Annotated in this window: 23 protein-coding genes; 13 read left to right on the top strand and 10 right to left on the bottom strand. The window is 63.8% G+C overall.

Annotated elements, in window-relative coordinates:
• The first annotated feature begins 82 nt into the window (after positions 1 to 82).
• The 3 genes from ACLFLU_RS40835 to ACLFLU_RS40845 are packed head-to-tail and all read left to right on the top strand — an operon-like array spanning position 83 to position 3,506.
• Positions 83 to 958 (top strand): branched-chain amino acid ABC transporter permease, encoded by an 876-nt coding sequence (locus ACLFLU_RS40835; RefSeq protein ID WP_426410267.1) that lies wholly within the window; start codon positions 83 to 85, stop codon positions 956 to 958.
• 11 nt (positions 959 to 969) lie between these two features.
• A complete protein-coding gene (locus tag ACLFLU_RS40840; protein ID WP_426410268.1) occupies positions 970 to 2,811 on the top strand; it encodes an ABC transporter permease subunit in 1,842 nt (613 codons plus the stop codon).
• On the top strand, positions 2,808 to 3,506 hold the full coding sequence (locus ACLFLU_RS40845; protein WP_426410269.1) for an ABC transporter ATP-binding protein: 699 nt from the start codon (positions 2,808 to 2,810) through the stop codon (positions 3,504 to 3,506). Before ACLFLU_RS40840 ends, ACLFLU_RS40845 begins: the two co-directional genes overlap by 4 nt.
• Here the strand turns inward: ACLFLU_RS40845 and ACLFLU_RS40850 are convergent, their stop codons facing one another.
• On the bottom strand, positions 3,507 to 3,932 hold the full coding sequence (locus ACLFLU_RS40850; RefSeq protein ID WP_426410270.1) for an HIT family protein: 426 nt from the start codon (positions 3,930 to 3,932) through the stop codon (positions 3,507 to 3,509).
• 91 nt (positions 3,933 to 4,023) lie between these two features.
• On the opposite strand from ACLFLU_RS40850, the gene prmC reads away from it, so the two are divergent.
• Together prmC and ACLFLU_RS40860 are read left to right on the top strand one after the other, a co-directional pair.
• The gene (gene prmC, locus ACLFLU_RS40855; RefSeq protein ID WP_426410271.1) at positions 4,024 to 4,920 is read left to right on the top strand and encodes a peptide chain release factor N(5)-glutamine methyltransferase; all 897 of its coding nucleotides are present in this window, start codon (positions 4,024 to 4,026) and stop codon (positions 4,918 to 4,920) included.
• Positions 4,921 to 5,383: 463 nt separating this feature from the next.
• Positions 5,384 to 6,172: a DUF4167 domain-containing protein gene (locus tag ACLFLU_RS40860; RefSeq protein ID WP_426410272.1), complete on the top strand. Its 789-nt coding sequence runs from the start codon at positions 5,384 to 5,386 to the stop codon at positions 6,170 to 6,172.
• 63 nt (positions 6,173 to 6,235) lie between these two features.
• Here ACLFLU_RS40860 and ACLFLU_RS40865 read toward each other — a convergent pair whose 3' ends face one another.
• Positions 6,236 to 6,979 (bottom strand): methyltransferase domain-containing protein, encoded by a 744-nt coding sequence (locus tag ACLFLU_RS40865; protein WP_426410273.1) that lies wholly within the window; start codon positions 6,977 to 6,979, stop codon positions 6,236 to 6,238.
• A gap of 108 nt (positions 6,980 to 7,087) precedes the next feature.
• Here ACLFLU_RS40865 and gloB point away from each other — a divergent pair, with 108 nt between their 5' ends.
• Entirely contained in the window at positions 7,088 to 7,855 is a 768-nt protein-coding gene (gene gloB / locus ACLFLU_RS40870) for a hydroxyacylglutathione hydrolase (protein WP_426410274.1), read from the top strand.
• Positions 7,856 to 7,906: 51 nt separating this feature from the next.
• Positions 7,907 to 8,329 carry a cupin domain-containing protein gene (locus ACLFLU_RS40875; protein ID WP_426410275.1) on the top strand — a complete coding sequence of 141 codons (423 nt, stop codon included), beginning with the start codon at positions 7,907 to 7,909 and terminating at the stop codon, positions 8,327 to 8,329.
• Positions 8,330 to 8,339: 10 nt separating this feature from the next.
• On the opposite strand, the gene ACLFLU_RS40880 is transcribed toward ACLFLU_RS40875, so the two are convergent.
• The 3 genes from ACLFLU_RS40880 to ACLFLU_RS40890 form a co-directional block, all read right to left on the bottom strand.
• Positions 8,340 to 9,209: a DMT family transporter gene (locus ACLFLU_RS40880; protein WP_426410276.1), complete on the bottom strand. Its 870-nt coding sequence runs from the start codon at positions 9,207 to 9,209 to the stop codon at positions 8,340 to 8,342.
• A 101-nt stretch (positions 9,210 to 9,310) separates the two neighbouring features.
• On the bottom strand, positions 9,311 to 10,036 hold the full coding sequence (phbB, locus tag ACLFLU_RS40885) for an acetoacetyl-CoA reductase (RefSeq protein WP_426410277.1): 726 nt from the start codon (positions 10,034 to 10,036) through the stop codon (positions 9,311 to 9,313).
• A gap of 252 nt (positions 10,037 to 10,288) precedes the next feature.
• Complete coding sequence (locus tag ACLFLU_RS40890; RefSeq protein ID WP_426410278.1) at positions 10,289 to 11,467, bottom strand: acetyl-CoA C-acetyltransferase; 1,179 nt, start codon at positions 11,465 to 11,467, stop codon at positions 10,289 to 10,291.
• A 306-nt stretch (positions 11,468 to 11,773) separates the two neighbouring features.
• On the opposite strand from ACLFLU_RS40890, the gene phaR reads away from it, so the two are divergent.
• Positions 11,774 to 12,358, top strand: coding sequence for a polyhydroxyalkanoate synthesis repressor PhaR (phaR, locus tag ACLFLU_RS40895; protein ID WP_426410279.1), 585 nt, complete (start codon positions 11,774 to 11,776; stop codon positions 12,356 to 12,358).
• 144 nt (positions 12,359 to 12,502) lie between these two features.
• Here the strand turns inward: phaR and ACLFLU_RS40900 are convergent, their stop codons facing one another.
• Positions 12,503 to 13,390 carry a branched-chain amino acid aminotransferase gene (locus ACLFLU_RS40900; RefSeq protein ID WP_426410280.1) on the bottom strand — a complete coding sequence of 296 codons (888 nt, stop codon included), beginning with the start codon at positions 13,388 to 13,390 and terminating at the stop codon, positions 12,503 to 12,505.
• A 147-nt stretch (positions 13,391 to 13,537) separates the two neighbouring features.
• On the opposite strand from ACLFLU_RS40900, the gene ACLFLU_RS40905 reads away from it, so the two are divergent.
• Positions 13,538 to 14,473 carry an alpha/beta hydrolase gene (locus ACLFLU_RS40905; protein ID WP_426410281.1) on the top strand — a complete coding sequence of 312 codons (936 nt, stop codon included), beginning with the start codon at positions 13,538 to 13,540 and terminating at the stop codon, positions 14,471 to 14,473.
• Between the two features lie 9 nt (positions 14,474 to 14,482).
• On the opposite strand, the gene ACLFLU_RS40910 is transcribed toward ACLFLU_RS40905, so the two are convergent.
• Positions 14,483 to 14,728, bottom strand: a complete 246-nt coding sequence (locus ACLFLU_RS40910) for a hypothetical protein (RefSeq protein WP_426410282.1) — start codon at positions 14,726 to 14,728, stop codon at positions 14,483 to 14,485.
• Positions 14,729 to 14,942: 214 nt separating this feature from the next.
• On the opposite strand from ACLFLU_RS40910, the gene ACLFLU_RS40915 reads away from it, so the two are divergent.
• Positions 14,943 to 15,809: a hypothetical protein gene (locus ACLFLU_RS40915; protein WP_426414178.1), complete on the top strand. Its 867-nt coding sequence runs from the start codon at positions 14,943 to 14,945 to the stop codon at positions 15,807 to 15,809.
• A 150-nt stretch (positions 15,810 to 15,959) separates the two neighbouring features.
• Positions 15,960 to 17,543, top strand: a complete 1,584-nt coding sequence (locus ACLFLU_RS40920; protein WP_426410283.1) for a sensor domain-containing diguanylate cyclase — start codon at positions 15,960 to 15,962, stop codon at positions 17,541 to 17,543.
• Positions 17,544 to 17,558: 15 nt separating this feature from the next.
• On the opposite strand, the gene ACLFLU_RS40925 is transcribed toward ACLFLU_RS40920, so the two are convergent.
• Positions 17,559 to 18,119 (bottom strand): carboxymuconolactone decarboxylase family protein, encoded by a 561-nt coding sequence (locus ACLFLU_RS40925; RefSeq protein ID WP_426410284.1) that lies wholly within the window; start codon positions 18,117 to 18,119, stop codon positions 17,559 to 17,561.
• 151 nt (positions 18,120 to 18,270) lie between these two features.
• Here ACLFLU_RS40925 and ACLFLU_RS40930 point away from each other — a divergent pair, with 151 nt between their 5' ends.
• Positions 18,271 to 18,846, top strand: a complete 576-nt coding sequence (locus ACLFLU_RS40930) for a hypothetical protein (protein ID WP_426410285.1) — start codon at positions 18,271 to 18,273, stop codon at positions 18,844 to 18,846.
• A 24-nt stretch (positions 18,847 to 18,870) separates the two neighbouring features.
• On the opposite strand, the gene ACLFLU_RS40935 is transcribed toward ACLFLU_RS40930, so the two are convergent.
• Positions 18,871 to 19,335, bottom strand: a complete 465-nt coding sequence (locus ACLFLU_RS40935; protein ID WP_426410286.1) for an Lrp/AsnC family transcriptional regulator — start codon at positions 19,333 to 19,335, stop codon at positions 18,871 to 18,873.
• Between the two features lie 158 nt (positions 19,336 to 19,493).
• Between ACLFLU_RS40935 and ACLFLU_RS40940 the strand changes: the two genes are divergently transcribed.
• Positions 19,494 to 20,510: a 1-aminocyclopropane-1-carboxylate deaminase gene (locus tag ACLFLU_RS40940; protein WP_426410287.1), complete on the top strand. Its 1,017-nt coding sequence runs from the start codon at positions 19,494 to 19,496 to the stop codon at positions 20,508 to 20,510.
• A 208-nt stretch (positions 20,511 to 20,718) separates the two neighbouring features.
• Here the strand turns inward: ACLFLU_RS40940 and recQ are convergent, their stop codons facing one another.
• Complete coding sequence (gene recQ / locus ACLFLU_RS40945; protein ID WP_426410288.1) at positions 20,719 to 22,584, bottom strand: DNA helicase RecQ; 1,866 nt, start codon at positions 22,582 to 22,584, stop codon at positions 20,719 to 20,721.
• Positions 22,585 to 22,625 lie beyond the last annotated feature (41 nt).

A 22,625-nucleotide genomic window follows, 5' to 3' on the forward strand; every position in this document is an offset into this window, starting at 1 on the left:
GTGACGCCGTAGGCCTTACTCTGGACCTGCGGCGTCACCTTTTTGACGACGCACCGCCGCGCGTCACAACAGCGATCGTCGCATGATTAGTTGGCCCAATCTCGTTTCGCAGCTTTTCAACGGGCTCGCGCTCGGCGCCCTGCTTGCGCTGATCAGCTCCGGCCTGACCATCATCTACGGCACGCTCGGCGTGCTCAATCTCGCGCATGGCGCGATGTTCATGATCGGCGGCTATGCCGGCTTCGTCACCTACCAGTACACGGAATCGTTCATCCTCGCCGTGATCGCGGGGTCGCTGTTCGTGATGCTGCTCGGCGTCGTGATGGAACGCGTCATCATCCGCCATTTCTATCACCGCCCGCACGAGGATCAGCTCCTCGTGACATTCGGCCTCGGCATCTGCTTCGTCGAGCTCGTGCGCCTGATCTTTTCGAGCCAGTCGCAGCTGGTGCCGCCGCCGGCGCTATTCCAGGGCATCACCAATCTCGGCTTCATGTTCTATCCGACCTACCGCCTCGCCGTGGTCGGCATCGTCGCGATCGCGCTCGGCGCGCTGTTCATCATCCTCTACCGCACCCGGCTCGGCATGATCGTGCGCGCCGGCATCGAGGATTCGGTGATGGTCGATTCGCTCGGCATCAACGTCTACCGCGTCTTCATGGTCGTGTTCGGCATCGGCGCAATGGCCGCGGGCTTTGCCGGCATCGTCAATGCGCCGGTGGTGTCGCTGACGCCGGGGATCGGTGACGACATCCTGGTCCAGACTTTCGTGGTGGTGGTGATCGGCGGCGTCGGCTCGTTCCCCGGCGCGATCCTCGGCGGCCTGATCGCCGGCGAGATCATCAGCGTCACCTCCATGTTCAACCCCGGCTACGCCTATGTGATGCTGTTTGCGGCGATGACGCTCGTGCTCGTGGTGCGACCGCATGGCCTGCTCGGCGTGCAGGGCCGCGAGTAAGTGATCCGCTGATGCTCAAGCAGCGCCCGTTCCTGATCGAGACACTGACGGCCATCGGCCTGATCGTGGCTCCCTTCCTGCTGCCTCATCTCGGCTTTGCGCCGAACACGGTGAACCGGATCCTGGTCTGGGGCCTGTTCGGCCTCGGCTTCGACATCCTGTTCGGCTTCACCGGCCTGCTGTCGTTCGGCCAGTCCGCCTTCTACGGCACCGGCGGCTTCGTCGCCGCCTACCTCCTGACCCGTGCCGGCTTCAGCAACGTGCTGGGCGCGCTGGTCATCGGCATGATCGCGGCGGCGGCGACCGGCTATCTGATCGGCCTGATCGCACTGCGCCGCACCGGCATCTATTTCGCCATGATCACGGTGGCGATCGCGGAGGTGTTCTTCTTCGTCGAGTTCAATCCGCTCTCGGATTTCACCGGCGGCGAGAACGGCCTGCCGGGCGTGCCGACCCCGAGCTTCAATCTCGGCTTCACCACCGTCCACTTCACCAATGGCTGGTCGCTCTATCAGTTCATCGCGCTGTGCTATTTCATCGGCGTCATCATCGCGCTCAGGATCGTGCGCTCGCCGGTCGGCGCGATTCTGAGCGCGATCCGGGACAACCCGCTGCGCGCCACCGCGGTCGGCCACAACATCCACGGCTACAAGCTGACTGCCTTCGTGATCGCCGCCGCTTACGCGGGCTTCGCCGGCGGCCTGCTCGGGGTGCTCCAAGCCTTCATGCCGCCTGACGCCTTCACCTTCGACACCTCCGGCCAGCTCGTGATGCAGACCGCCATTGGCGGAAGGGGCACGCTGTTCGGCCCGCTGGTCGGCGCCACCGTCTGGCTATTCCTGCAGGATTTCCTCCAGTCCGCGCTTGGTCTTGGAGCCGCCTGGAAGCTCGTGCTCGGCGTCGTGTTCGTGCTGCTGGTCTGCTTCCTGCGCGGCGGCATTGTGGGCGGCCTTGTCGATCTCTACGGTCTCATGTCCGGCAAGCGTAAACGGACGGAGGCGGAACCAGACGCCGCGGAGGGCGAAGTCGCGCAGCCACCCGCCCCGGCGCCGATGCTGGCCAAGGAGGTCGAGCACCCCGCCTATTCCGGGCCGATCCTGAAAGCCACCGGCCTCACCAAGCGCTATGGCGGCCTCGTCGCCAACAGCAACATCGACTTCAGCGTCGATCAGGGCGAGCTACGCGGCATCATCGGGCCCAACGGCGCCGGCAAATCGACCTTCTTCAAGATGCTGACCTGCGAGGTCGCACCGACCGCCGGCCAGATCATGTTCGAGGGACGCGACATCACGGGCTTGAAGGTCACCGAAGTCTGCCAACTCGGACTCACCAAGAGCTATCAGGTCAACCAGCTGTTCACTGGGCTAACGGTGCGGCAGAACCTGACGATCGCCGCCCTCGCGGAGCTGCGCGGAAAGTTCCGGCTCGACCTGTTCCGCTCGCTCTCCGGCGTCAAGGGCCTGACGCGGCAGGTGGAGCACACGCTCGCGCTGGTGAACCTCACGCGCCGCGCCGACACGCCGGTGTCCGAGCTCGCCTATGGCGAGAAGCGCAGGCTGGAGATCGGGCTCGCGCTCGCGACGTCGCCGCGCCTGCTGCTGCTCGACGAACCGCTTGCGGGCATGAGCCCGCGCGAGCGGGTCGAGACGGTCAAGCTGCTCAAATCGATCGCGCTCGGCCGCACCATGATCATCATCGACCACGACATGGATTCGCTGTTCGAGCTGGTCGAGCGCGTGACGGTGCTGCAGGAGGGCCGTGTGCTGGTCTCCGGCACGCCCGAGGAAATCAAGACCAACGCCGCGGTGCAGGAAGCCTATCTCGGCGGCGTGCACGGAGAGATCGCCGCATGAGCCTGATCGAGGTCGACGGCCTGAACAGCTATTACGGGGATTCCCACATCCTGTTCGACGTCGCCATGCATGTCGAACGTCACGAGGTGGTGGCGCTGCTCGGCCGCAATGGCGCCGGCAAGAGCACCACGCTGAAGAGCCTGATGGGCGTGGTGACGCCGCGCAGTGGCAGCGTGAAGTTCGACGGCATCGACATCGCTGGCCGCAGGAGCCACAAGATCGCCCAGGCCGGCATGCAGCTCGTGCACGAGGAGCGGCGCATCTTCGGCAGCCTGTCGGTGGAGGAGAACATCGTTCTCGCCGGGATCACCGCGCCAAAACGCTGGCCGCTTGGTCGTGTCTACGAGATGTTTCCGCGGCTGAAGGAACGTCGCGGCAACCGCGGCACCGAGCTCTCCGGCGGCGAGCAGCAGATGCTGGCGATCGCACGCGCCCTGGTGCGCGATCCCAAGATCGTGTTGCTGGATGAGCCGTTCGAAGGATTGGCGCCTGTCATCGTCCACGATCTCGTCAAGGCGTGCCGCGAACTCGCGGCCGCCGGTCAGACCATCGTCCTGGTCGAGCAAAATCTGGCGGCAACGCTCGCGCTGGCGACGCGGATCTACATCATCAACAACGGCCACATCGTCCACGAAGGCCCGGCGCAGGAACTCAAGGCCCAGCCGGAGCTGCTGCAGCGCTATCTCGGCGTCTAATCAGCCACCGAGCGCCGCGATCATCCGCCTGGCGTGATCGGCGAGCACGGCCATGTCCTCCTTACTCGTCTGCGCCGGCAGCAGCTCGACGCCGGCCCTGACCGGCATGACGTGCATGTGCAGGTGAAAGACCACCTGCCCGCTGGCCGGCTCGCTGAACTGCTGCAGGATAATCCCTTCCGCGTCGAATGCCTTCATCGCCGCGACCGCGATCCGCTTGGCGGTCCGGGCGACCGCGGCGAGATCGTCATCCGCAATGTCGAGAATGCCGCGCGCCGGCGCTCTCGGAATCACCAGCGTGTGCCCCGGCGAGCGCGGCATGATGTCCAGGAAGGCGAAGCTGCGCTCGTCCCTGAATACCTCGAAGCAGGGAATCTCGCCACGCAGGATCTTCGCGAAGACGTTCTGATCGTCATAGGCCGTCATGGATGCCCTCCTTCGCCGCGCGGCGCGATCAAACGCGCTCGTTTCCGTTGACGCAAGCAAGGCCGCCGATCTATCCACGATGCCAGGCAGGATGGATCCATTGGCGACAGGTTTCGATTCCGGACACAGCATCGAGAGTGCACGGCGCGCGCTCGCGGCGCGGCTGCAATCGGCCGGCATCGAAGAGCCCTCCCTCGATGCGCGCCTGCTCGTCGGCGCCGCGCTGGGGCTCGATCTGACCGGCCTGATAACGCAGGCGGCACGGCACCTCACGCCCGAGGAGGCTGCGCGGCTCGAAGCATATGCCCAGCGAAGGCTTGCACATGAGCCGGTGGCGCGCATTCTCGGCGCGCGGGAATTCTGGGGCTTGCCGTTCCGCCTGTCCGAGGCGACGCTGGTGCCGCGGCCGGACACCGAGACGGTGGTGGAGTTGGCGCTCGAGATTTTTCGCGAACGCATGACTACAGGACGGGGCCCGCGTATCGCCGACATCGGCACCGGATCCGGCGCGATCCTGCTGGCGCTGCTGCACGAAATTCCAGATGCGTTTGGCGTCGGCACCGATCTCAGCCTCACTGCGCTCGGCACGGCAAAAGGCAATGCCGCCTCCCTCGGCCTCGCCGACCGCGCGGCGTTCGTCGCCTGCTCCTATGCGGCGGCGCTGCACGGTCCGTTCGATCTGATCGTGTCGAACCCGCCCTATATTCCCGCCGGGGAAATTCCGAAACTGAGCATCGAGGTGCGCGAGCACGATCCGCATCTGGCGCTCGACGGCGGCAATGACGGCTACGACGCATATCGCGCCCTGATTCCGCAGGCGGCCGAGCGGCTCGCGCCCGGCGGCGCCCTGATCGTCGAGGCCGGCCAAGGCCAGGCCAGCGATATCCAGGCCTTGATGGCGGCCGCCGCGCTATCGATCGACAGGCCGCCCAAGGCCGACCTGGCGGGTGTCCTGCGAGCGGTCTCGGCCCGAAAAATGACCCCATAAAAGCCGGATTGGGCTCTAAAAAACCTCTTGGAATATCCCTTGGGAACGACTACCTTCCGATCAACACATCGGTGTCGGCCCCGTAGAGCTACGGGCGAAAGCCGGGCTCTCAGGCGAGAGCTTCACTGATTTTAGGTTCCAAGCCGCAGGTCCTGTTAAGCGCGATGGCCCATTGAGGTACGCTGCTTTCCGACCGCAACGTGAACGAAAGCCTGATATTGCGCTTGAAGACTTACGCAACAAAGCAGGGCTTGTTTCGGCAGGCGATATGAATGGGTTCGCTGGCGATGAATGCTGGCGGGTGGGGAACGCGTCTTTGTTGAACGCGACGGTCGACGAACATCGGCAGGGTTCAGTCCGCTCTTGCGCGCGGTGCGCGTGAGGCATGTGAACCGCTGTCATCAGGTCACTCCTAGCAATCAGTAATGCGTGCAACCCTTAGGGCTGGAATTAAAGGCAGGACATGAGAAACGGTCAGAACAAGCAGCGGATGCGCAACCGCAACAACAATAACAACAACAACAATAACCGGCGCGGCCAGAACCCGATGACCCGGGTCTACGAATCGAACGGCCCCGACATCAAGATCCGCGGCACCGCCTCGCACATCGCCGAAAAATATCTTCAGCTTGCGCGCGACGCGCGCTCCTCCGGCGACCCGGTCGCCGCCGAAAACTACTACCAGCACGCCGAGCATTATTTTCGCCTGATCGCGGCGGCGCAGGAACAGTTCCGCCAGAACCAGCAGCCGCGCGGCGATGAGCCCATCAGCACCAGCAGCGGTGACGACGGCGAGGACGACGGCGAGAATTTCTCGAATTTCGGCCAGGAGCCGGGCTTCGTTCCGCAGCCTCCGCAGCAGCAACAGCCCTATCAGCGTGAGGGCCAGCGCGATCACAATCGCGACTATCAGCAGCGCGACAATAACCAGCAGCCCTATGTTCGCGACCAGCAGCAGCCGCGCGAGCACCGCGAACGCGACCATCGTCCGCAGCCGCAATATCAGCAGCCGCAACCGCCGAACCAGCCGCAGCCTGTCATCGCCGACGCCGGCAATGTCGACCGCCTGCCCTCCTTCATCACCGGCGCGCAGCCGCCGCAGACGAACGGTGCTCCGGGCGGCTTCGAAGCTGGCAATGGCGGCGGTGGCGAGCGTTTCCCGCGGCGGCGCCGCCGGCCGCATAACGGCCCGCGCCCCGAGCGCGAGGCTGCTCCTGCCGCTTCCGGCGACGATCTCGCCCCCAGCGAGTAAGCCGCAACCAAATCTTGGATTGACAATGCATGATCGTCCCGGCCTCGCCGGGACGATTTGTTTTCAGCCCCGCCTCACCGTCGTCGAGGACGGCACCAGCACCGGCTTCAACGAGGGAATCAGCCGCGCCCGTTCGCGCTTGGCGGGGATCGCGCGATAGACCTGCTTGGTGGCTTCGACGATGTGGACGCCGGCAAAAGGCAGCGACAGCGCCGCACCGGCACGCTCCCACATCTGCGCCGATTTCAGCACCCAGCGGCCCGCGTAAGGCGGCATGAACAAGGCCTCACCCCAGCCGGTCGGCGTGAACCAGGTCTGGCGCAGCAGGTCCGTGATCTGCGAGCGCGAATAGGGACGGCCATGGCCGAACGGCGTGTTGTCGCTGCGCGTCCACACGCCGCGCCTGTTCGGGATCACCGCCATGACGCGGCCGGACGGCGACAGCACCCGCCAGACCTCCCGCAACAGCGCGGCCGGATCGTCCGACATCTCGAGCGCATGGACCAGCAGGATGCGATCGACCGCGGCGTCGGGAAGCGGCAGCGAGAACTCATCGACCAGCGCGGCCAGCGCGGGCCGCCCCGTGGGCCATTTCAACACGCCCTGGGCCGCCGGCATGAAGGCAATGCAGCGCTCCGCGTCCTCGCGGAACAGCCCGAGATAGGGCGTCGGATAGCCGATGCCGAGCACGCGCTGGCCCTCGGCGTTCGGCCAGCGCTCGTGGATGCCGCGATTGATCATCTGCCGCGCCACAATCCCGAGGCGACGGGAATAGAACTCGCGAAGGTCGACGACATCGATGGTCATGACGGCAATGTAACATGCACAGGGCGGCGGCTGCGCGCGGAATATTGCATTGCCTGCGCAACGTTAACGCCATATTTGTCTGACGGGGCTGAGCGCGATGGAGATGTCATGGCTGCCGAAATTCGTACTTTCAGCTGTTTAAACGACAATTTCGGTTATCTGATCCACGATGTGGAAACCAAGGCAACCGCTTCGATCGACGCACCGGAAGCCGGTCCCATCATCAAGGCGCTGGAGCGTGAGGGCTGGCAGCTCACCGATATCCTGATCACCCATCATCATGGCGATCATGTCGGGGGCGTCGCCGAGCTCAAGCAGAAATACAATTGCCGCGTCGTCGCGCCGCATGACAAGACGACGACAATTGCCAATGTCGACCTGCGCGTCGCCAATGCCGACGTGGTCAAGGTCGGCACGCTGCTCGGACGCGTGCTGGAAACGCCCGGTCACACGCTCGACCATATCTCCTACGTGTTCGACACCGAGAAGACGCTGTTCGCCGCCGACACGCTGTTCTCGATCGGCTGCGGCCGCGTGTTCGAGGGCACCTATCCCATGATGTGGGACTCGCTGTTGAAGCTGCGGGCCCTGCCTGACGACTTCAAGCTCTATTGCGGCCACGAATATACGGCCTCCAACGTCAAGTTCGCGCTGACCGTCGATCCCGATAATGCGGCCCTCCAGGCACGCGCGGCGGAAGTGACGAGACTGCGGGCGGAGAACAAGCCGACCATTCCCTCACTGCTTGGTGATGAGAAGCGAGCAAACGTGTTCCTGCGCGCTGATGAACCCTCGGTCGCAGCCAGGCTACACATGAAGGGCGCGGATGCCGCCGCAGTCTTCGGCGAGCTGCGCGAGCGCAAGAACAAGTCCTGAAGACCAAGTCTTGAAGATCAAGTCTTGAAGATCAAGTCCTGACGGGGATCGATGCCGACCGCAGCCGAGATCATCACGCGCCTTGAGCTCCGCCCGCATCCCGAGGGCGGCCACTATCGCGAGACCTTTCGCGACCAGACCACCGACGCCAATGGCCGTTCGCGTTCGACATCGATCTACTTCCTGATCGCACGCGGTGAGCGCTCGCATTGGCACCGGATCGATGCGGTCGAGACCTGGCATTATTATGCCGGAGGCCCGCTGACGCTGCGCATCGCACATGACGGCTGCTCCCAGCACGAGGTGCGGCTCGGCACGGACCTCGTGAGCGGCGAGCGGCCGCAGGCCATCGTGCCGGCGGATGCGTGGCAGATGGCGGAGACCACCGGCGAGTGGACGCTGGTCGGCTGCACCGTGGCGCCCGCCTTCGAGTTCGCAAAATTCGAGCTCGCGCCGAAGGGCTGGGAGCCCTAGCCCCGGACTCTCACCGCTTCCGCAGCACCATGTCCTTTGCCGCGATCATGCCGCCGCCGGCGATCAGGATTGCGGCAATCGCAATGTTGGCGCTGGCTTTGGCAAAGCCGGCGGCGATGAGAAAGCCGGTCGAGAGCAGCGGCGTCGCGTAGGAAGCGGCGCCGAGCACGCGGATGTCGCCGCGCTTCATGCCGATGTCCCAGGCGTAGAAGGCAGCGCCGACGGGGCCGATGCCGAGTGCGATCACCGCGAGCCATTGCAAATTCGTCTCGGGCCACACCGTGGTTTCGAGCAGACCATGCATCAGCGCGGCGAGCACTGATGTGGCGAGGCAGAAGCCCGCGACCGCATCGGTCGGCACCGCCTTCAATCGCCGCGACAGCACCGAATAGGTCGCCCAGACGAAGGCGGCGATGAAGGCCGCGACCAATCCCGGCACCGCGCCCGGCGCGAAGCCGGAGGTATTGCCGGCAAACAGCAGCACGGTGCCGACGAGGCCGAGCACGGCGCCGACGATGTGATGCACGGCGAGCCGCTCACCCGGCAGGAACGACGAGAACAGCACGATCAGCAGCGGCCACATATAATTCAGAAGGCCGGCTTCGGCCGGCGGCGCGAAGCGCAGCGCGAGGAAATAGAGCGCGTGATAGCCGAACAGGCCACCAACGCCGACGAGCCACACGACGAGCGGCTGACGCAGGCTGTCCGCGGCGTCACCGCGGCCGATCCAGGTAAGCAGGCCGACGAGACCGCCGATTGCAAAGGTCATCGCAGCGAGCTGGAACGCCGGTATCTTTCCGGTCGCCACCGTCATCACGGACAACAGCGACCACATCAGGATCGCGGTCAGTCCGATCAGTGTGGCGGCGCGCGGTGTCATGGATCAAAAGGCTCTGAGGACGATGATGCCCGGCACGAGGCCGGGCATTTGCGTCTTCACTATCGCCTTGTCTCGCCCAACGCTACAGGCTTGACACCATATCAGGCGTGATACTGACCGCCATTGATGGTTAAGGTCGAGCCGGTGATGAAGCCAGCCTCGTCGGCCGCCAGGAACACGACCGCGCGCGCGATCTCTTCGGGCTCGCCGAGCCGGTTGACCGGGATCTGCGGGATCACGTTCTTCTCCAACACGTCCTTCGGCACAGCCTGCACCATCTCGGTGTTGATGTAGCCCGGCGCAATGGCGTTGACGGTGATGCCGCCCTTGGCGTTCTCGATTGCGAGCGCCTTGGTGAAGCCGATGTCGCCAGCCTTGGCTGCGGAATAATTGACCTGGCCGAACTGCCCCTTCTGGCCGTTGATCGACGAGATCGAGATGACGCGGCCGAATTTCCGCGCACGCATGCCCTCGATCACCTGACGGGTCATGTTGAACAGCGAGCCGAGATTGGTGTTGATGACGGCGTTCCACTGCTCGAGCGTCATCTTGTGGAAGGCGGTGTCGCGGGTGATGCCGGCATTGTTGACGAGCACATCGACCGGGCCGAGCTCGGCCTCGACCTTCTTCACGCCTTCCGCGCAGGCATCGAAGCTGCTGACGTCCCATTTGTAGACGGCGATGCCGGTCTCGGCCTTGAACTTCTCCGCCGCAGCATCATTGCCGGCATAACTCGCCGCGACCTTGTAGCCAGCCGCCTTCAGCGCCTTGCTGATCGCAGCTCCGATGCCCCGCGTACCACCCGTCACCAATGCAACTCGTGCCATATCGTATTCCTTCCCTTGGACTCTTAGGACGTTTCTGAGCGATCGTTTTTTTAACGGTGATTATGCGGCTGGTTTGACGGACATCAAGAACAAAACGCCCGGCGTTGAGCCGGGCGTTTGTATTTAGTCGAGGCGTGCGCGGTTGCGAAGAATATTTGATTTGCAACCGCTGCCTTTTTAGTCGCGTGCAACGCACTCACTTATGTGTGCGGCGCACGCGCAAATCACACGCAAGTCAGGCGTCAGCTATCGTCAGTCGCGCGCCAGACACATCGCGATACCCATGCCGCCGCCGATGCACAGCGTGGCAAGGCCCTTCTTAGAATCGCGCTTCTGCATTTCGTGCAGCAGCGTCACCAGCACACGCGCGCCGGAAGCGCCGACCGGATGGCCGATCGCGATGGCGCCGCCGTTGACGTTGACCTTGGAGGTGTCCCAGCCGAGGTCCTTGTTGACGGCGCAGGCCTGCGCCGCGAAGGCTTCGTTGGCCTCGATCAGGTCGAGATCGCCAACGCTCCAGCCGGCCTTCTTCAGCGCGGCGCGCGAGGCCGGGATCGGGCCCGAGCCCATGATCTTCGGATCGACGCCGGCCTGCGCCCAGGACACGATGCGCGCGAGCGGCTTCTTGCCTTCCTTGGCGGCCTGCTTGGCAGTCATCAGCACCACGGCGGCGGCGCCGTCATTGATACCCGAGGCCGAACCTGCAGTGACCGTGCCGTCCTTCTCGAAGGCAGGCTTGAGCTTCGCCATCGCATCGATCGTGGCACCATGACGCGGATATTCGTCGGCGCTGACGACCACATCGCCCTTGCGGGTCTTGATGGTGACCGGAACGATCTCGTCGTTGAACTTGCCGGCCTTCTGCGCGGCCTCGGCCTTCTGCTGTGAGGCGACCGCGAACTCATCCTGCTGGGCGCGGGTGATCTGCCATTGGCGCGCGACGTTCTCGGCGGTGTTGCCCATGTGGTAGCCGTTGAAGGCATCCCACAGGCCGTCCTTGATCATGGTATCGATGAAATCGAGCGCGCCCATCTTGACGCCGCCGCGCAGGTGCTGGGCGTGCGGAGCCATGCTCATGGATTCCTGGCCACCGGCCACGACGATCTCGGAATCACCGTTGAGCAGCGCCTGATAGCCGAGCGCAACCGTGCGCAGGCCCGAGCCGCAAAGCTGGTTGACGCCCCAGGCCGGGCTCTCCACGGGAATACCGGCCATGATCGAGGCTTGGCGGGCCGGGTTCTGACCCTGAGCGGCGGTCAGGATCTGGCCCATGATGACTTCGGAGACCCGGCCGGGCTCGATGCCACCGCGCTCCAGCGCAGCCTTGATGGCGATCGCGCCGAGATCGTGGGCGGGAAGGGTCGCGAAGGCTCCGTTGAAGCTGCCGACCGGGGTGCGGGCGGCGCTGACGATGACGACATCGTCTGACATGGGCATCTCCTAGGGTTGAAAGGGGGGCAGACGGGGCTGGGAAACGGCTCGCCAGTCTCGAATGGCATCCTGTTAACGTCATTGCGGCATGTCAATCGGCAGCTGACCGAATTCATGCCGCAACGCATTCAAAATAGCGTTCTTGGCGATTTCGCAAGCACGTTTTTGCTGTGCAATTAACCGTGCCGCACAAAACGGTAGCGTGACCCCGTTGAAAATGCTTATTTTGTTGCGTTGCGTACTCTTCCCGCCCTGCGGCATTGGCCCTGCAGGTTCCCGTTCTCAGCGTCTTTGAAGTGAGAGCCCATGGCGAAATCAGACCAACCCACCACCATCAAGAAATACGCGAACCGCCGGCTCTATAACACCGGAACGAGCACTTACGTGACGCTGGAAGACCTCGCCGCCATGGTCAAGGACGGCGAAGATTTCCTGGTCTACGATGCCAAGACCGGCGACGACATCACCCGCTCCGTGCTCGCCCAGATCATCTTCGAGCAGGAGAACAAGGCCGGCCAGAACCTGCTGCCGACCACCTTCCTGCGCCAGCTGATCCGCTTCTACGGCGACAGCATGCAGATGGTGGTGCCGAAATATCTGGAGCAGTCAATCGCGACGCTGACCCAGGAGCAGGAGAAGTTCCGCAAGCAGATCGCCAATTCGCTGTCCGGAACTCCGTTTGCGCCGCTGGAGGAACAGGTCCGCCGCAACATGGAGCTGTTCCAGCAGACTTTCTCGATGTTCAAGCCGTTTGTCCCCACGCCGGGCCGCTCAGAGCCGGAGCCCGATGCGAGCGCCGAGCCGGCAAAGGACACCAACATCGACGACCTGCGCCAGCAGATGAAGGACATGCAGGAGCGCCTCGAAAAGATGTCGAAGAAGGACGAATAGGTCTTTCTGTAAGGCGCACCCTCGGCTGCTTTGCCCGACTGCCTCGTCATCGTCATTGCGAGCGCAGCGAAGCAATCCAGAGTCCCTCCGCGGAGACAGCCTGGATTGCTTCGCTGCGCTCGCAATGACGGAGTGTGCGGCGGCCTAAGCCGCCAGCTTCACCGCATGCGCAAAATCCCAATAGAGCTTGCGCGCTTTGGTGTAGAATGGACCCGGCTGTAGCTCCCGCTCGTCGATGCGAATCACGGGCGCGACCTTCGCAAAATTGCCGGTCGAGAAAATCTCGTCGGCGCCGAGAAAATCCGCATAGCGCAGCGTCGTCTCGACCACGGTGACGCCGTCGGCGCGAAGCAAGCCGATGACGCGCTGGCGCGTGATGCCGTTGAGGAAGGCGCCGTTCGGCGTCGGCGTGAAGACAACACCGTCCTTGGCCATGAACACGTTGGAATTGCCGAACTCGGCGACGTTGCCGAGCATATCGAGCATCAGCGCATTCTGGAAGCCACGCGAGGCGGCTTCGGCAAGGGCACGCGAATTGTTCGGATAGAGGCAGGCGGCCTTGGCTTCGACCGGCGCGCATTCGGCCGTAGGCCTGCGGAACGGCGACAGCGTGATCGCATTGCCGACCGGTTTCGGCATCGGCGCCTCGTAGATGCACAGGCACCAATTGGTGGTTTCAGGATCGAACAGCACGCCGCCGCCTGCGCCGTTCTGCGCCCAATACATCGGCCGGACATAAAGCTCGGCATTCGGTGCAAAGCGCGCGATGCCTTCGGTTGCGAGCGTGAGCCAGGTGCCGGCATCGACCACCGGCTTCAGGCCAAAATTAATGGCGGACTGATTCGCGCGAGCGATGTGCCGGTCGAGATCGGGCGCAACGCCTTCGAACGCGCGCGCGCCGTCGAACACGACCGAGCCGAGCCAGGCGCCGTGCGTGCGCGGACCCATGATCGGCACATTGCCGTCATGCCATTTGCCTTCGAAGAAGGTCCAGCTTGGCGAATACTCGATCGGCTTCTTGATCTCGGCCATCACAAGGCTCCCCTCGAAAAATATCCGGGCACTATTGTCCCAATTTCTAAACGATTTGCTGCGGCGAAGCATCAACTCTCCCTCGGGAGGGTATGACAACAGCGCGACCAAACCGGCTATAATGTCCGGCACGTCACGGAGTTTCCCATGCCGCTCGATCCGCTCGCAAAACGCTTGTTGACCATGATGGCTGCGGCTGCGCCGGAGGCGCTGAGCCGGCCGAGTGTCGAGGCGCGGCGACAATCGCTGGCGAAGCTGATGCAATTTGCGCGGGCCGAGGCGCCTGACGTGACCGCGTCCGACGGCGTGTTGCCCGGCCCTGGCGGAGAGCTGCCCTATCGGCTCTATTCGCCGGCGTCCGCCGGCGAGCGTGCGCCGGGCTTCGTGTTCTTTCATGGTGGCGGGCTCGTCGCCGGCAGCATTGCGACGCATGACCGTATCGCGGCGGCGCTGGCGCATGCGACCGGCTGCCGACTTGTGTCGGTCGACTACCGCCTCGCGCCCGAGCACAAATTTCCTGCTGCCGTCGACGACGCGATCGCTGCCACCGAGTGGGTCGCGCGCGAAGCCTCCTCGCTCGGCATCGACGCCGAGCGGCTGGTCATCGGCGGCGATTCCGCTGGCGCCACGCTGGCAGCGATCGTCTGCCAGGAGGCGGCGCAGAGCGCCGGCCTCTCCATCGTCGCACAATGCCTGATCTGCCCGGTGCTGGATTTCGAGGAGACCTCGCCCTCGCGCGAGGCCTTCGCCGAGGGACATCTGATCGACCGCACCACGATCGAGGCCGATCTGGCCGATTACCTGCCCGAGGGCCTGGATGCCGCCGATCCCCGCATCTCCCCGCTCCGCGCGACGCGCCTTGCAGGCCTGCCGACGGCGATCATCCATACCGCCGAGTTCGACCCGATGCGCGACGAAGGCAATGCCTATGCGCGCAAGCTGCTCGCCGCGGGCGTCGCGGTCGAGCACATTTGCCACGACGGCATGGTCCACAATTTCCACGCCATGGGCGCGATCCTGCCGCAGGCGCAGCTCGTGCTGTCGCAGATCGGCGAGCAGGTGCGGCGCGCGGTGGGAAAATAAAGGCGCAAATCACACCCGCGCCTCGAGCACGGCCCTAGCCGCCACGACATAGTCGGGCCAATGCGCATCCGCATAGCGCTCGGCCTGGCGTGGGCCGGCGACGTCGGGCGCATGCGCGGCGGCAATCAGGCGTGCGAAGCGTTCTTCGGCGACCGTCGCATCGCCAACGGCCGGGGCGTGCCCGGCAGCCACGGCGGTCGGAGCCATGGCGAGCCCAGCCATTCCAGCGAGCAGGATGCGGCGTGACGTATTCATGGCTGTCGTCTCCATTGTCCGGCCTGCACAGTGCCGGGCGAGTGTGTCAGTGCGATCACGGCAGGGTAACCGCGCACAGCGGTATCGTCCATTGCCCGTGGATTGACCTTGACCACACCAACGATCACGTTCCATCTAGCGGGCGGTTCTATCACCAGAGCGCCACGCGTCGGATTGTCACGTGTCCCAACGCAGCCCAACGTCCGACTCGGTCTTGCGCGCTGTCGCGACGGGACTGCTGTGTCTGACGATCCCGGCCGGCGCCGCCGCCGACGCGGACGAGGACACGGCGGCAAAGCCTGTCGTCCCGAACATCTATCTCGATCTTCGCACGACCTATGCAACGATCCCAGCGGGTACGCTTGGGCTCGGTTTCGGCAACACCTCACTCTCGGCGGCGTTCGAAGCGCTAGCGGCACAACGCGGCGCGACACTGCCGAACGGCTTGCCTGCTGCAAAATCGATTGCCGTCGACCTGCCGCTGACCGTGGACGTCAGCGATCGCGTGTCGCTCTATGGCGGTGTGTCAGGCTCGGCGACGGATATCGGCGGCGGCTGGTCGACATTCGACATCACCAGTTGGAACATCGGCGTGCAGGCCGACCTCTACCAGCAGAACGGCGGCAAGATCCCGACGATCACGTTGCAATCCACGCTGACCCAATCGGTGCCGAACGAACAGGGCATGACGAATTCGTTCAACCACGTCCTGGAATTCGACTACGCGCTCGACGCGGACGAGACGCGGGGCTGGCTTGCCGGCGTGCAATACACATACACCGACATTGCCAGCCAGATTGCCCGGATCAGGCCGAACACAATCCTCTACGCCGGCGGCTACTACCAATGGCCGAGCAACTGGAAATTCACCGGGCGCCTCGGCGTGCAGTCGTTCGGCGGTGCGCAGCTCGCAGGCCGGACGCTTGCGGAGCCGTTCACCCAGCCGATCCTGCGCCTCGACCTCGACCGCATGGATGACAATGACAACCGTCTGTTCGGCATCACCGCACAGATCGCGTGGATGCCGAAGCCGTCCTACCAGGTGACGCTGCGCACGCCGCTTTATGCCGTGCGCAACTGACCGGGTGTCATGGTTGATCTTCGGTAAAATTCCGCGTCAACCGATCGTTAATCCTCATCCGAAAACATCGAGCGCGTTACATCGCCGCAAGTAACCTTGCGCGACACTCGTTCGGCTTTTTCACATCTTGCGCAGCCTTGGAGACTGCAAATGTCCCGCTTGGTGCCGGAACGGACGTTCCTTTCTGGGAAGATCATCTTCAACTACGGCCAGTCGTCGATCGACTGCGTCGTGCGCCGGGTGTCTGAAGAGGCCGCGACTCTGGAGATGGAGAGCGGCCTCGGGGTTCCCGAGCGATTCCAGCTCCGGCTTCAGGGACGCGATATCCTGAGCTGCCGGGTGATCTGGCGATCGGACCGTCAGGTCGGGGTCGCCTTCGAGCAGCCGGACGCCATCCAGCGCCCGGCCAGCGACGAGCAGGGCCGTTCGCCTGATACGCTGATGCGCGCCCAGATGCTGGCGCTGCGTGCGGCCCTCGATCACGTACCGACCGGCATCGTGCTGCTCGACGCCAACCTCAGGGCGCGCCTCATCAACCGGTCGTTTCGCCAGATGTGGCACCTGCCTGACCAGGTCGCCGACAGCAATCCGTCCATCCTCACGCTGCTTCATCACGGGCGCGACATCGGAGCCTATGAGGTGCCGGACCCCGCCCTCGAGGCTCACGTGAAAGAGCGTGTCCGCGTGATCGAGGCCGGCGATCCGACGCCTGTCGACGTGCGCCGTACCAATGGCGATGTCGTGCGTGTACAATGCACGCCATTGCCTGACGGCGGGCGCATGCTGACCTATACGCCGGTCACCGACATCGTCCGCTCCTCGGACGAGCTCAAGCTCCTGCGAGACGCTCTGGAGAATGTTCAGGACGGCGTTCTCTTGCTCGACTCCGACTTGAACGCGAGCTTCATGAATTTGCGGATGCGCCGGTTCTGGGAAGTGAGCGAAGAAGAGGCCGCCGCCCGCCCGGCCTATGCTTCACTGGTGAGCCGCGCACAGCGCGCGAGCGCACCCGACCTTCCGGCCAACGAGCTGGCAAAATTCCCCGGCAAGCGCGTCGCCGAGGTCAAGGCCGGCGATCACGTGCGCGACCTTCAGACACCTGACGGGCGGCGGATCAGGACCCATTGCACCACGATGTCAAACGGCGGCCGGATGCTGACCTATGTCGACATCACCGATCTCACCAACAAAGCCGCGATGCTGGAGCGGCTGGCGACCACGGATCCGCTCACGGGCCTGTACAACCGCCGGCATTTCCTGGGGGCGCTCGATGCGGAATGGAGCCGCTTCCAGCGCTACTACCGCTCGGTCTCGGTCCTGATGCTCGACATCGATCATTTCAAGTCGGTCAACGACCGCTACGGTCACGCGGTCGGCGACGAAGCGATCAAGGCTGTTGCAGCCGCGTGCAACGAAGGCAAGCGCAAGTCCGATCTCGTCGGCCGCATCGGCGGCGAGGAGTTCGCGGTTCTGCTGCCCGAGACCAGCCTGTCACGCGCCAAGCTCGTCGCCGAGCGAATCCGCAAACGCGCCATGGCGATCCGGTTGAACGCGCATCAGGTGCAGTTCGGCCTTACCGTGAGCATCGGCGTTGCCGAGGCCACCGTCAGCATGTCCGGCATCGACACATTGATGGGCGCGGCTGATCAAGCGCTCTACCAGGCCAAGAACGAGGGCCGCAATCGCTGCATCGCCTGGATGCCTCCGCCTCCTGCAAGCAAGGCGGCGGAATGATCGTCCGCAGCCGATCTATTCCGGCACCGGCACATCGAACGTGTTGAGCGTCACCGAGACCATGCAATAGACGCCGACGAGATAGGACAGCTCGGCGGCGCCGTGCTCGCCGAACTCGTTCACAGCGGCACGATAGGTCAGCTCGGGCAGTACACCGCCGCTGACCAGGGCAGATGCCATGTCGTAGGCGACCGCCTCCTGCCTGGTCAGATCGACCGGCCGTTGCCCGGCAACGATGGTCGCAAGCTTTTCGTCGGAGAGGCCACGCTGCTCGGCCACCAGCACATGGGCATAGAGCTCGTAGCCGGAGCGGAAATGCGAGCCGGTGACGAGGATCGCGACCTCGCGCACCGGCGCCGGCAGCAGCGGGTTCGACGCGATCGCCTTGACCAGCTCCCACACAGGCCCGCCGAAACGTGGCTCGCGGATCCAGGGATTCCAGGGGCCGAGCAGCGCGCCGTCGTCGCGCATGTTCACAAAGCCCTTGAAGTGGTCCTTGATGCCCGCTTGCATGTCGGCATAGAGCGGCTTCTGTTCGTCGCTCAGCTCTTTCGGATCGAGAATGGGAAGGCGCACGGCAGGATCTCCTCGTTGAGAAGGTCGAAAGCTCGCCCGCGTGCGCGCGCAAGGCAAGTGAAGTTGCCGTGACGACCGTGCAATTTTGTAAGTGGTATGGCGATGCAGATACAACCATGTTATGTCCCATCATTCTTTGGCGGGGCATGCGATGGCCGATCTAGTCGTCGGACTTGATAGTTGGGTTATTCAGGACGGCAACTATGGTGATTTCGCGCAAGCGACAAACGCCTCATTCGCGCTCGAATTCTGGCCAGTAGTCCCGCTTCCCAAGTACGGTCGACCTGACCACAAAGCGCCGTCAATCACTCACCTGTTCGAGAGCTCTTACGAAATTCTTGCTCAAGTCGTGCATGCGCAAGATGACTGGTGGGTGTTGGACGCCGGCCTTCTCATGTATTGTGACGGAAAGCCTCCTGACGATTCTCGCCCAGGCACGTGGTTGGGAGGACTAGTCTCCATCGGAGTAGATCCATTCTACTACTTTGAAAGTCATGCCCACCAACCAGGCGCACCCGCCATAGTCTACGATTGGACAATCAACAAGATCGAGACGGAGACAGGTCCTCTAATTGAAACGAAGCCAAAGCACTTCGAACGAGATCCCGAGAAGCGCGGTTGGAAAGAAGTTGCCAAGACCAATGCATCGCACGAAGACGGAAGCTATCTGCTCTACTGTACTCGTGTAGGCGGGCCCCGAGCGGCCCAGAGCAGGCATCGCCCCTGATCGGCCGATCGAGTGTCTGCCCGCTCAAAACTCCAGCGGCGCGTTGTCGACGACCTCCTTCATCACGAAGAAGGTGCGGGTCTGGCGCACGCCGGGGAGTGCGATCAGCTGTTCGCCATGGATGCGGTTGAAGTCCTCCATGTCGCCGACGCGGATTTTCAGGAAGTAGTCGAAGTCGCCGGCGACGAGGTGGCAGTCGAGCACGAATTTCAGCCTGGCGATCGCCTGCTCGAAGGTGGCGAAGCTCTCGGGCGTCGAGCGGTCGAGCACGACGCCGACCATCACCAGCGTGCCCTTGGCCACCTTCTTCGGCGCCACCATGGCGCGGACCGTGGCAATGAAGCCGTCCTCGAACAGGCGCTGGGTGCGACGATGGCAGGTGGCGGGGCTGATCGCGACCGTTTCGGCCAGCTCGGCGTTGCTGAGCCGACCGTTATTTTGCAGTAATCTCAACATCTTGAGGTCGACGCGATCGAGACGGGCTGGCATGGAAGAAACTTCCATAAATTGACGAAACTTCGGAAGTAATATTATCTCAGTCCATAATCTATGCAAGATTACGCGCAATATGGCCGCAATATTCGAAAGCACCTTTTTGCGGTGCAATGCTAGCCACATCCCAGACCAACGCCAATCGGGATGATCCAATGAAACTGGACAAATTCGCGCGCTATCCGCTGACCTTCGGCCCGACACCCATCGAAAAGCTGGAGCGGCTATCGAAGCACCTCGGCGGCAATGTCGAGATCTACGCCAAGCGCGAGGACTGCAATTCCGGCCTCGCCTATGGCGGCAACAAGCTGCGCAAGCTCGAATACATCATCCCCGACGCGATCGCCTCGAACGCCGACACGCTGGTCTCGATCGGCGGCGTGCAATCGAACCACACCCGCATGATCGCGGCGGTCGCCGCCAAGATCGGCATGAAGTGCCGCCTGGTGCAGGAAGCCTGGGTGCCGCACGAGGACGCCGTCTATGACCGCGTCGGCAACATCATGCTCTCGCGCATCATGGGCGCCGACGTGCGCCTGGTCGACGACGGTTTCGACATCGGCATCCGCAAGAGCTGGGAGCAGGCGATCGAGGACGTGAAGGCCGCGGGCGGTAAGCCTTACGCGATTCCCGCCGGCGCCTCCGTGCATAAATTTGGCGGGCTCGGCTATGTCGGCTTCGCCGAGGAAGTGCGCAAGCAGGAGAAAGAGCTCGGCTTCCAGTTCGACTACATCATCGTCTGCACCGTAACCGGTTCCACTCATGCCGGCATGCTGGTCGGCTTCGCCGCCGACGGCCGTGCGCGCAAGGTGATTGGTATCGATGCCTCCTTCACCCCGGCGCAGACGAAAGCGCAGGTGCTCTCGATCGCCCAGAATACCGCAAAGCTCGTCGAACTCGGCAAGGACATCGTTGCCGACGACGTCGTCTTGATCGAGGATTACGCCTATCCCGCCTATGGCGTTCCGTCGGAGGAGACCAAGGAGGCGATCCGCGTCACCGCACGGTTAGAGGCGATGATCACCGACCCCGTCTATGAAGGCAAATCGATGCAGGGTCTGATCGATCTGACCCAGAAGGGCCACTTCGAGAAGGGCGCGAAGATCCTCTACGCCCATCTCGGCGGTGCGCCGGCGCTGAACGGCTACGGCTACGCGTTCCGGAACGGGTGAGAGGCTCAGCCAGAGCCTCATACACGGGTGTCGTCCCGGCGAAGGCCGGGGCCCATACCCCCAGGGAGGGGTTAGGCGAAGACTTGCAGTTCGGTACGCCTACTGATCGCAACCGATAGATCACGCGGTATCGATCCCGGATCTGCGCTCCGCTTGTCCGGGATGACGATGTAGAGCGTGTGCGGCGTGCTAACAGCCGTCGCGGCGCCTACCGCGTCCGCACAATCTGCAACAGCTCCTCGCCATAATGCTCGAGCTTCTTGTCGCCAATGCCGGGGACGTTGCGCAGCTCGTCCAGCGTGGTCGGCCAGGCCCTGACGATGCCGTCGATGGTGGCATCGTGCAGCACGACATAGGCCGGCACACCGCGCTCGCGCGCGATATCCGAGCGCCAGGCGCGCAACCGCGCGCGCAATTCGGGATCGACATCGCCTTGCGGAGCATTGGCCACCGGTGCGAGATCGCCGCGACGGGATTTGGAACGGCTGGAGCGAATGCGGGTGCCGGGCGCCTCCTCACGCAGCCACACCTCTGTCTCCCCGCGCAGCACACCGCGCGCGGTCTCCGTCAGCTTCAGCGCGCCAAAGGCTTCGCTGTCGCTCTGCAGATGCCCCATCGCCACCAGCTGCCGCAGCACGGTGCGCCATTGCTTCTCGTTGAGCTCGCGCCCAATGCCGAACACCGACAGCTTGTCGTGGCCGAACTGCGTGACCTTCTCGGTCAGACGTCCGATCAGCACGTCGATCAGATGCATCGCGCCGAAACGCTGCCCGGTGCGGTAGGCGCAAGACAGAAGCTTTTGCGCCAGCACCTTGCCGTCGCGCATTTTTGGCGGTGTCAGGCAGTTATCGCAATTGCCACAGCTCTCGCCATGCAACGTCTCGCCAAAATACCCAAGCAGCCGCTTGCGCCGGCACTGCGCGGTCTCGGCAAGGCCAACCAGCGCATCGAGCTTGCGGATCGAGACGCGCTTGAAGTCGTCGGAGCCGGTGGACTCGTCGATCATGCGGCGCTGCTGCACGATGTCGGAGAGACCGTAGGCCATCCACGCTGCGGACGGCTTGCCGTCGCGCCCCGCACGCCCGGTCTCCTGGTAGTAGGACTCGATGCTCTTGGGCAGGTCGAGATGGGCGACAAAGCGCACGTCTGGCTTGTCGATACCCATGCCGAAGGCGATCGTCGCGACGATGACGATGCCGTCCTCATTGAGGAAGCGGTCCTGGTTGCGCGAACGCACGCTGCTATCGAGCCCGGCGTGATAGGGTAGCGCCGCAATGCCGGCCTCGGCGAGTGCGGCAGCAACCTCCTCGACGCGGTTACGCGACAGGCAATAGACCACGCCGGCATCGCCCTCATGGCGCTCCCGGATGAACTCCTTCAGCTGCGACACCGCGTTGCGCTTGTCGACGATCTCGTAGCGGATGTTGGGGCGGTCGAAGCTGGAGACGAATTGCGGGCTGTCCGCGAGCTGGAGCCGCTGAACGATCTCTTTCCGCGTCAGTTCGTCGGCGGTCGCGGTCAGCGCGATGCGCGGCACATCGGGAAAGCGTTCGGCGATGATGGAGAGGCCGACATATTCGGGTCGGAAGTCATGCCCCCATTGCGAGACGCAATGCGCCTCATCGATCGCGAACAGCGCCACCTTGGCCTGCGCCAGCATCGACAGGCAGCGTGGCGTCACCAGGCGTTCCGGCGCAACATAGAGCAGGTCGAGATCGCCCGCGATCAGGCGCCGCTCGATGTCGGAGGCCTCCTGCAATGTCAGCGACGAATTCAGTGCCGCTGCGTTGACGCCGGCTTCGAGCAGACCCGCGACCTGGTCGCGCATCAGCGCAATCAGCGGCGAAACCACGATGCCGCAGCCTTCGCGCAACAACGACGGCAATTGATAGCACAACGACTTACCGCCGCCGGTCGGCATCAGCACCAGGCAATTGCCGCCGTCGGTGACGTGCCGGATGATGTCGCCTTGCGCGCCCCGGAACCCCGGCAGGCCGAACACCGAATGCAGCACCGACAGCGCATCGCGGCCATCGGCCGGCGCTGGCAGCGGAGCGGTGGAAGGGGCGGGCATGGGCGTGTCGGGGGTTTGCGAGATTCGTCACAACGCCAGTC

The organism is Bradyrhizobium ganzhouense (assembly GCF_049949285.1).
GTDB classification, from domain to species: Bacteria; Pseudomonadota; Alphaproteobacteria; order Rhizobiales; family Xanthobacteraceae; genus Bradyrhizobium; species Bradyrhizobium ganzhouense.

Coding starts and splice junctions, on each gene's coding strand:
- ACLFLU_RS40835 (WP_426410267.1), top strand. CDS start 83: ATGATTAGTTGGCCCAATCTCGTTTCGCAGCTTTTCAACGGGCTCGCG.
- ACLFLU_RS40840 (WP_426410268.1), top strand. CDS start 970: ATGCTCAAGCAGCGCCCGTTCCTGATCGAGACACTGACGGCCATCGGC.
- ACLFLU_RS40845 (WP_426410269.1), top strand. CDS start 2,808: ATGAGCCTGATCGAGGTCGACGGCCTGAACAGCTATTACGGGGATTCC.
- ACLFLU_RS40850 (WP_426410270.1), bottom strand. CDS start 3,932: ATGACGGCCTATGACGATCAGAACGTCTTCGCGAAGATCCTGCGTGGC.
- prmC (WP_426410271.1), top strand. CDS start 4,024: ATGGATCCATTGGCGACAGGTTTCGATTCCGGACACAGCATCGAGAGT.
- ACLFLU_RS40860 (WP_426410272.1), top strand. CDS start 5,384: ATGAGAAACGGTCAGAACAAGCAGCGGATGCGCAACCGCAACAACAAT.
- ACLFLU_RS40865 (WP_426410273.1), bottom strand. CDS start 6,979: ATGACCATCGATGTCGTCGACCTTCGCGAGTTCTATTCCCGTCGCCTC.
- gloB (WP_426410274.1), top strand. CDS start 7,088: ATGGCTGCCGAAATTCGTACTTTCAGCTGTTTAAACGACAATTTCGGT.
- ACLFLU_RS40875 (WP_426410275.1), top strand. CDS start 7,907: ATGCCGACCGCAGCCGAGATCATCACGCGCCTTGAGCTCCGCCCGCAT.
- ACLFLU_RS40880 (WP_426410276.1), bottom strand. CDS start 9,209: ATGACACCGCGCGCCGCCACACTGATCGGACTGACCGCGATCCTGATG.
- phbB (WP_426410277.1), bottom strand. CDS start 10,036: ATGGCACGAGTTGCATTGGTGACGGGTGGTACGCGGGGCATCGGAGCT.
- ACLFLU_RS40890 (WP_426410278.1), bottom strand. CDS start 11,467: ATGTCAGACGATGTCGTCATCGTCAGCGCCGCCCGCACCCCGGTCGGC.
- phaR (WP_426410279.1), top strand. CDS start 11,774: ATGGCGAAATCAGACCAACCCACCACCATCAAGAAATACGCGAACCGC.
- ACLFLU_RS40900 (WP_426410280.1), bottom strand. CDS start 13,390: ATGGCCGAGATCAAGAAGCCGATCGAGTATTCGCCAAGCTGGACCTTC.
- ACLFLU_RS40905 (WP_426410281.1), top strand. CDS start 13,538: ATGCCGCTCGATCCGCTCGCAAAACGCTTGTTGACCATGATGGCTGCG.
- ACLFLU_RS40910 (WP_426410282.1), bottom strand. CDS start 14,728: ATGAATACGTCACGCCGCATCCTGCTCGCTGGAATGGCTGGGCTCGCC.
- ACLFLU_RS40920 (WP_426410283.1), top strand. CDS start 15,960: ATGTCCCGCTTGGTGCCGGAACGGACGTTCCTTTCTGGGAAGATCATC.
- ACLFLU_RS40930 (WP_426410285.1), top strand. CDS start 18,271: ATGGCCGATCTAGTCGTCGGACTTGATAGTTGGGTTATTCAGGACGGC.
- ACLFLU_RS40935 (WP_426410286.1), bottom strand. CDS start 19,335: ATGCCAGCCCGTCTCGATCGCGTCGACCTCAAGATGTTGAGATTACTG.
- ACLFLU_RS40940 (WP_426410287.1), top strand. CDS start 19,494: ATGAAACTGGACAAATTCGCGCGCTATCCGCTGACCTTCGGCCCGACA.
- recQ (WP_426410288.1), bottom strand. CDS start 22,584: ATGCCCGCCCCTTCCACCGCTCCGCTGCCAGCGCCGGCCGATGGCCGC.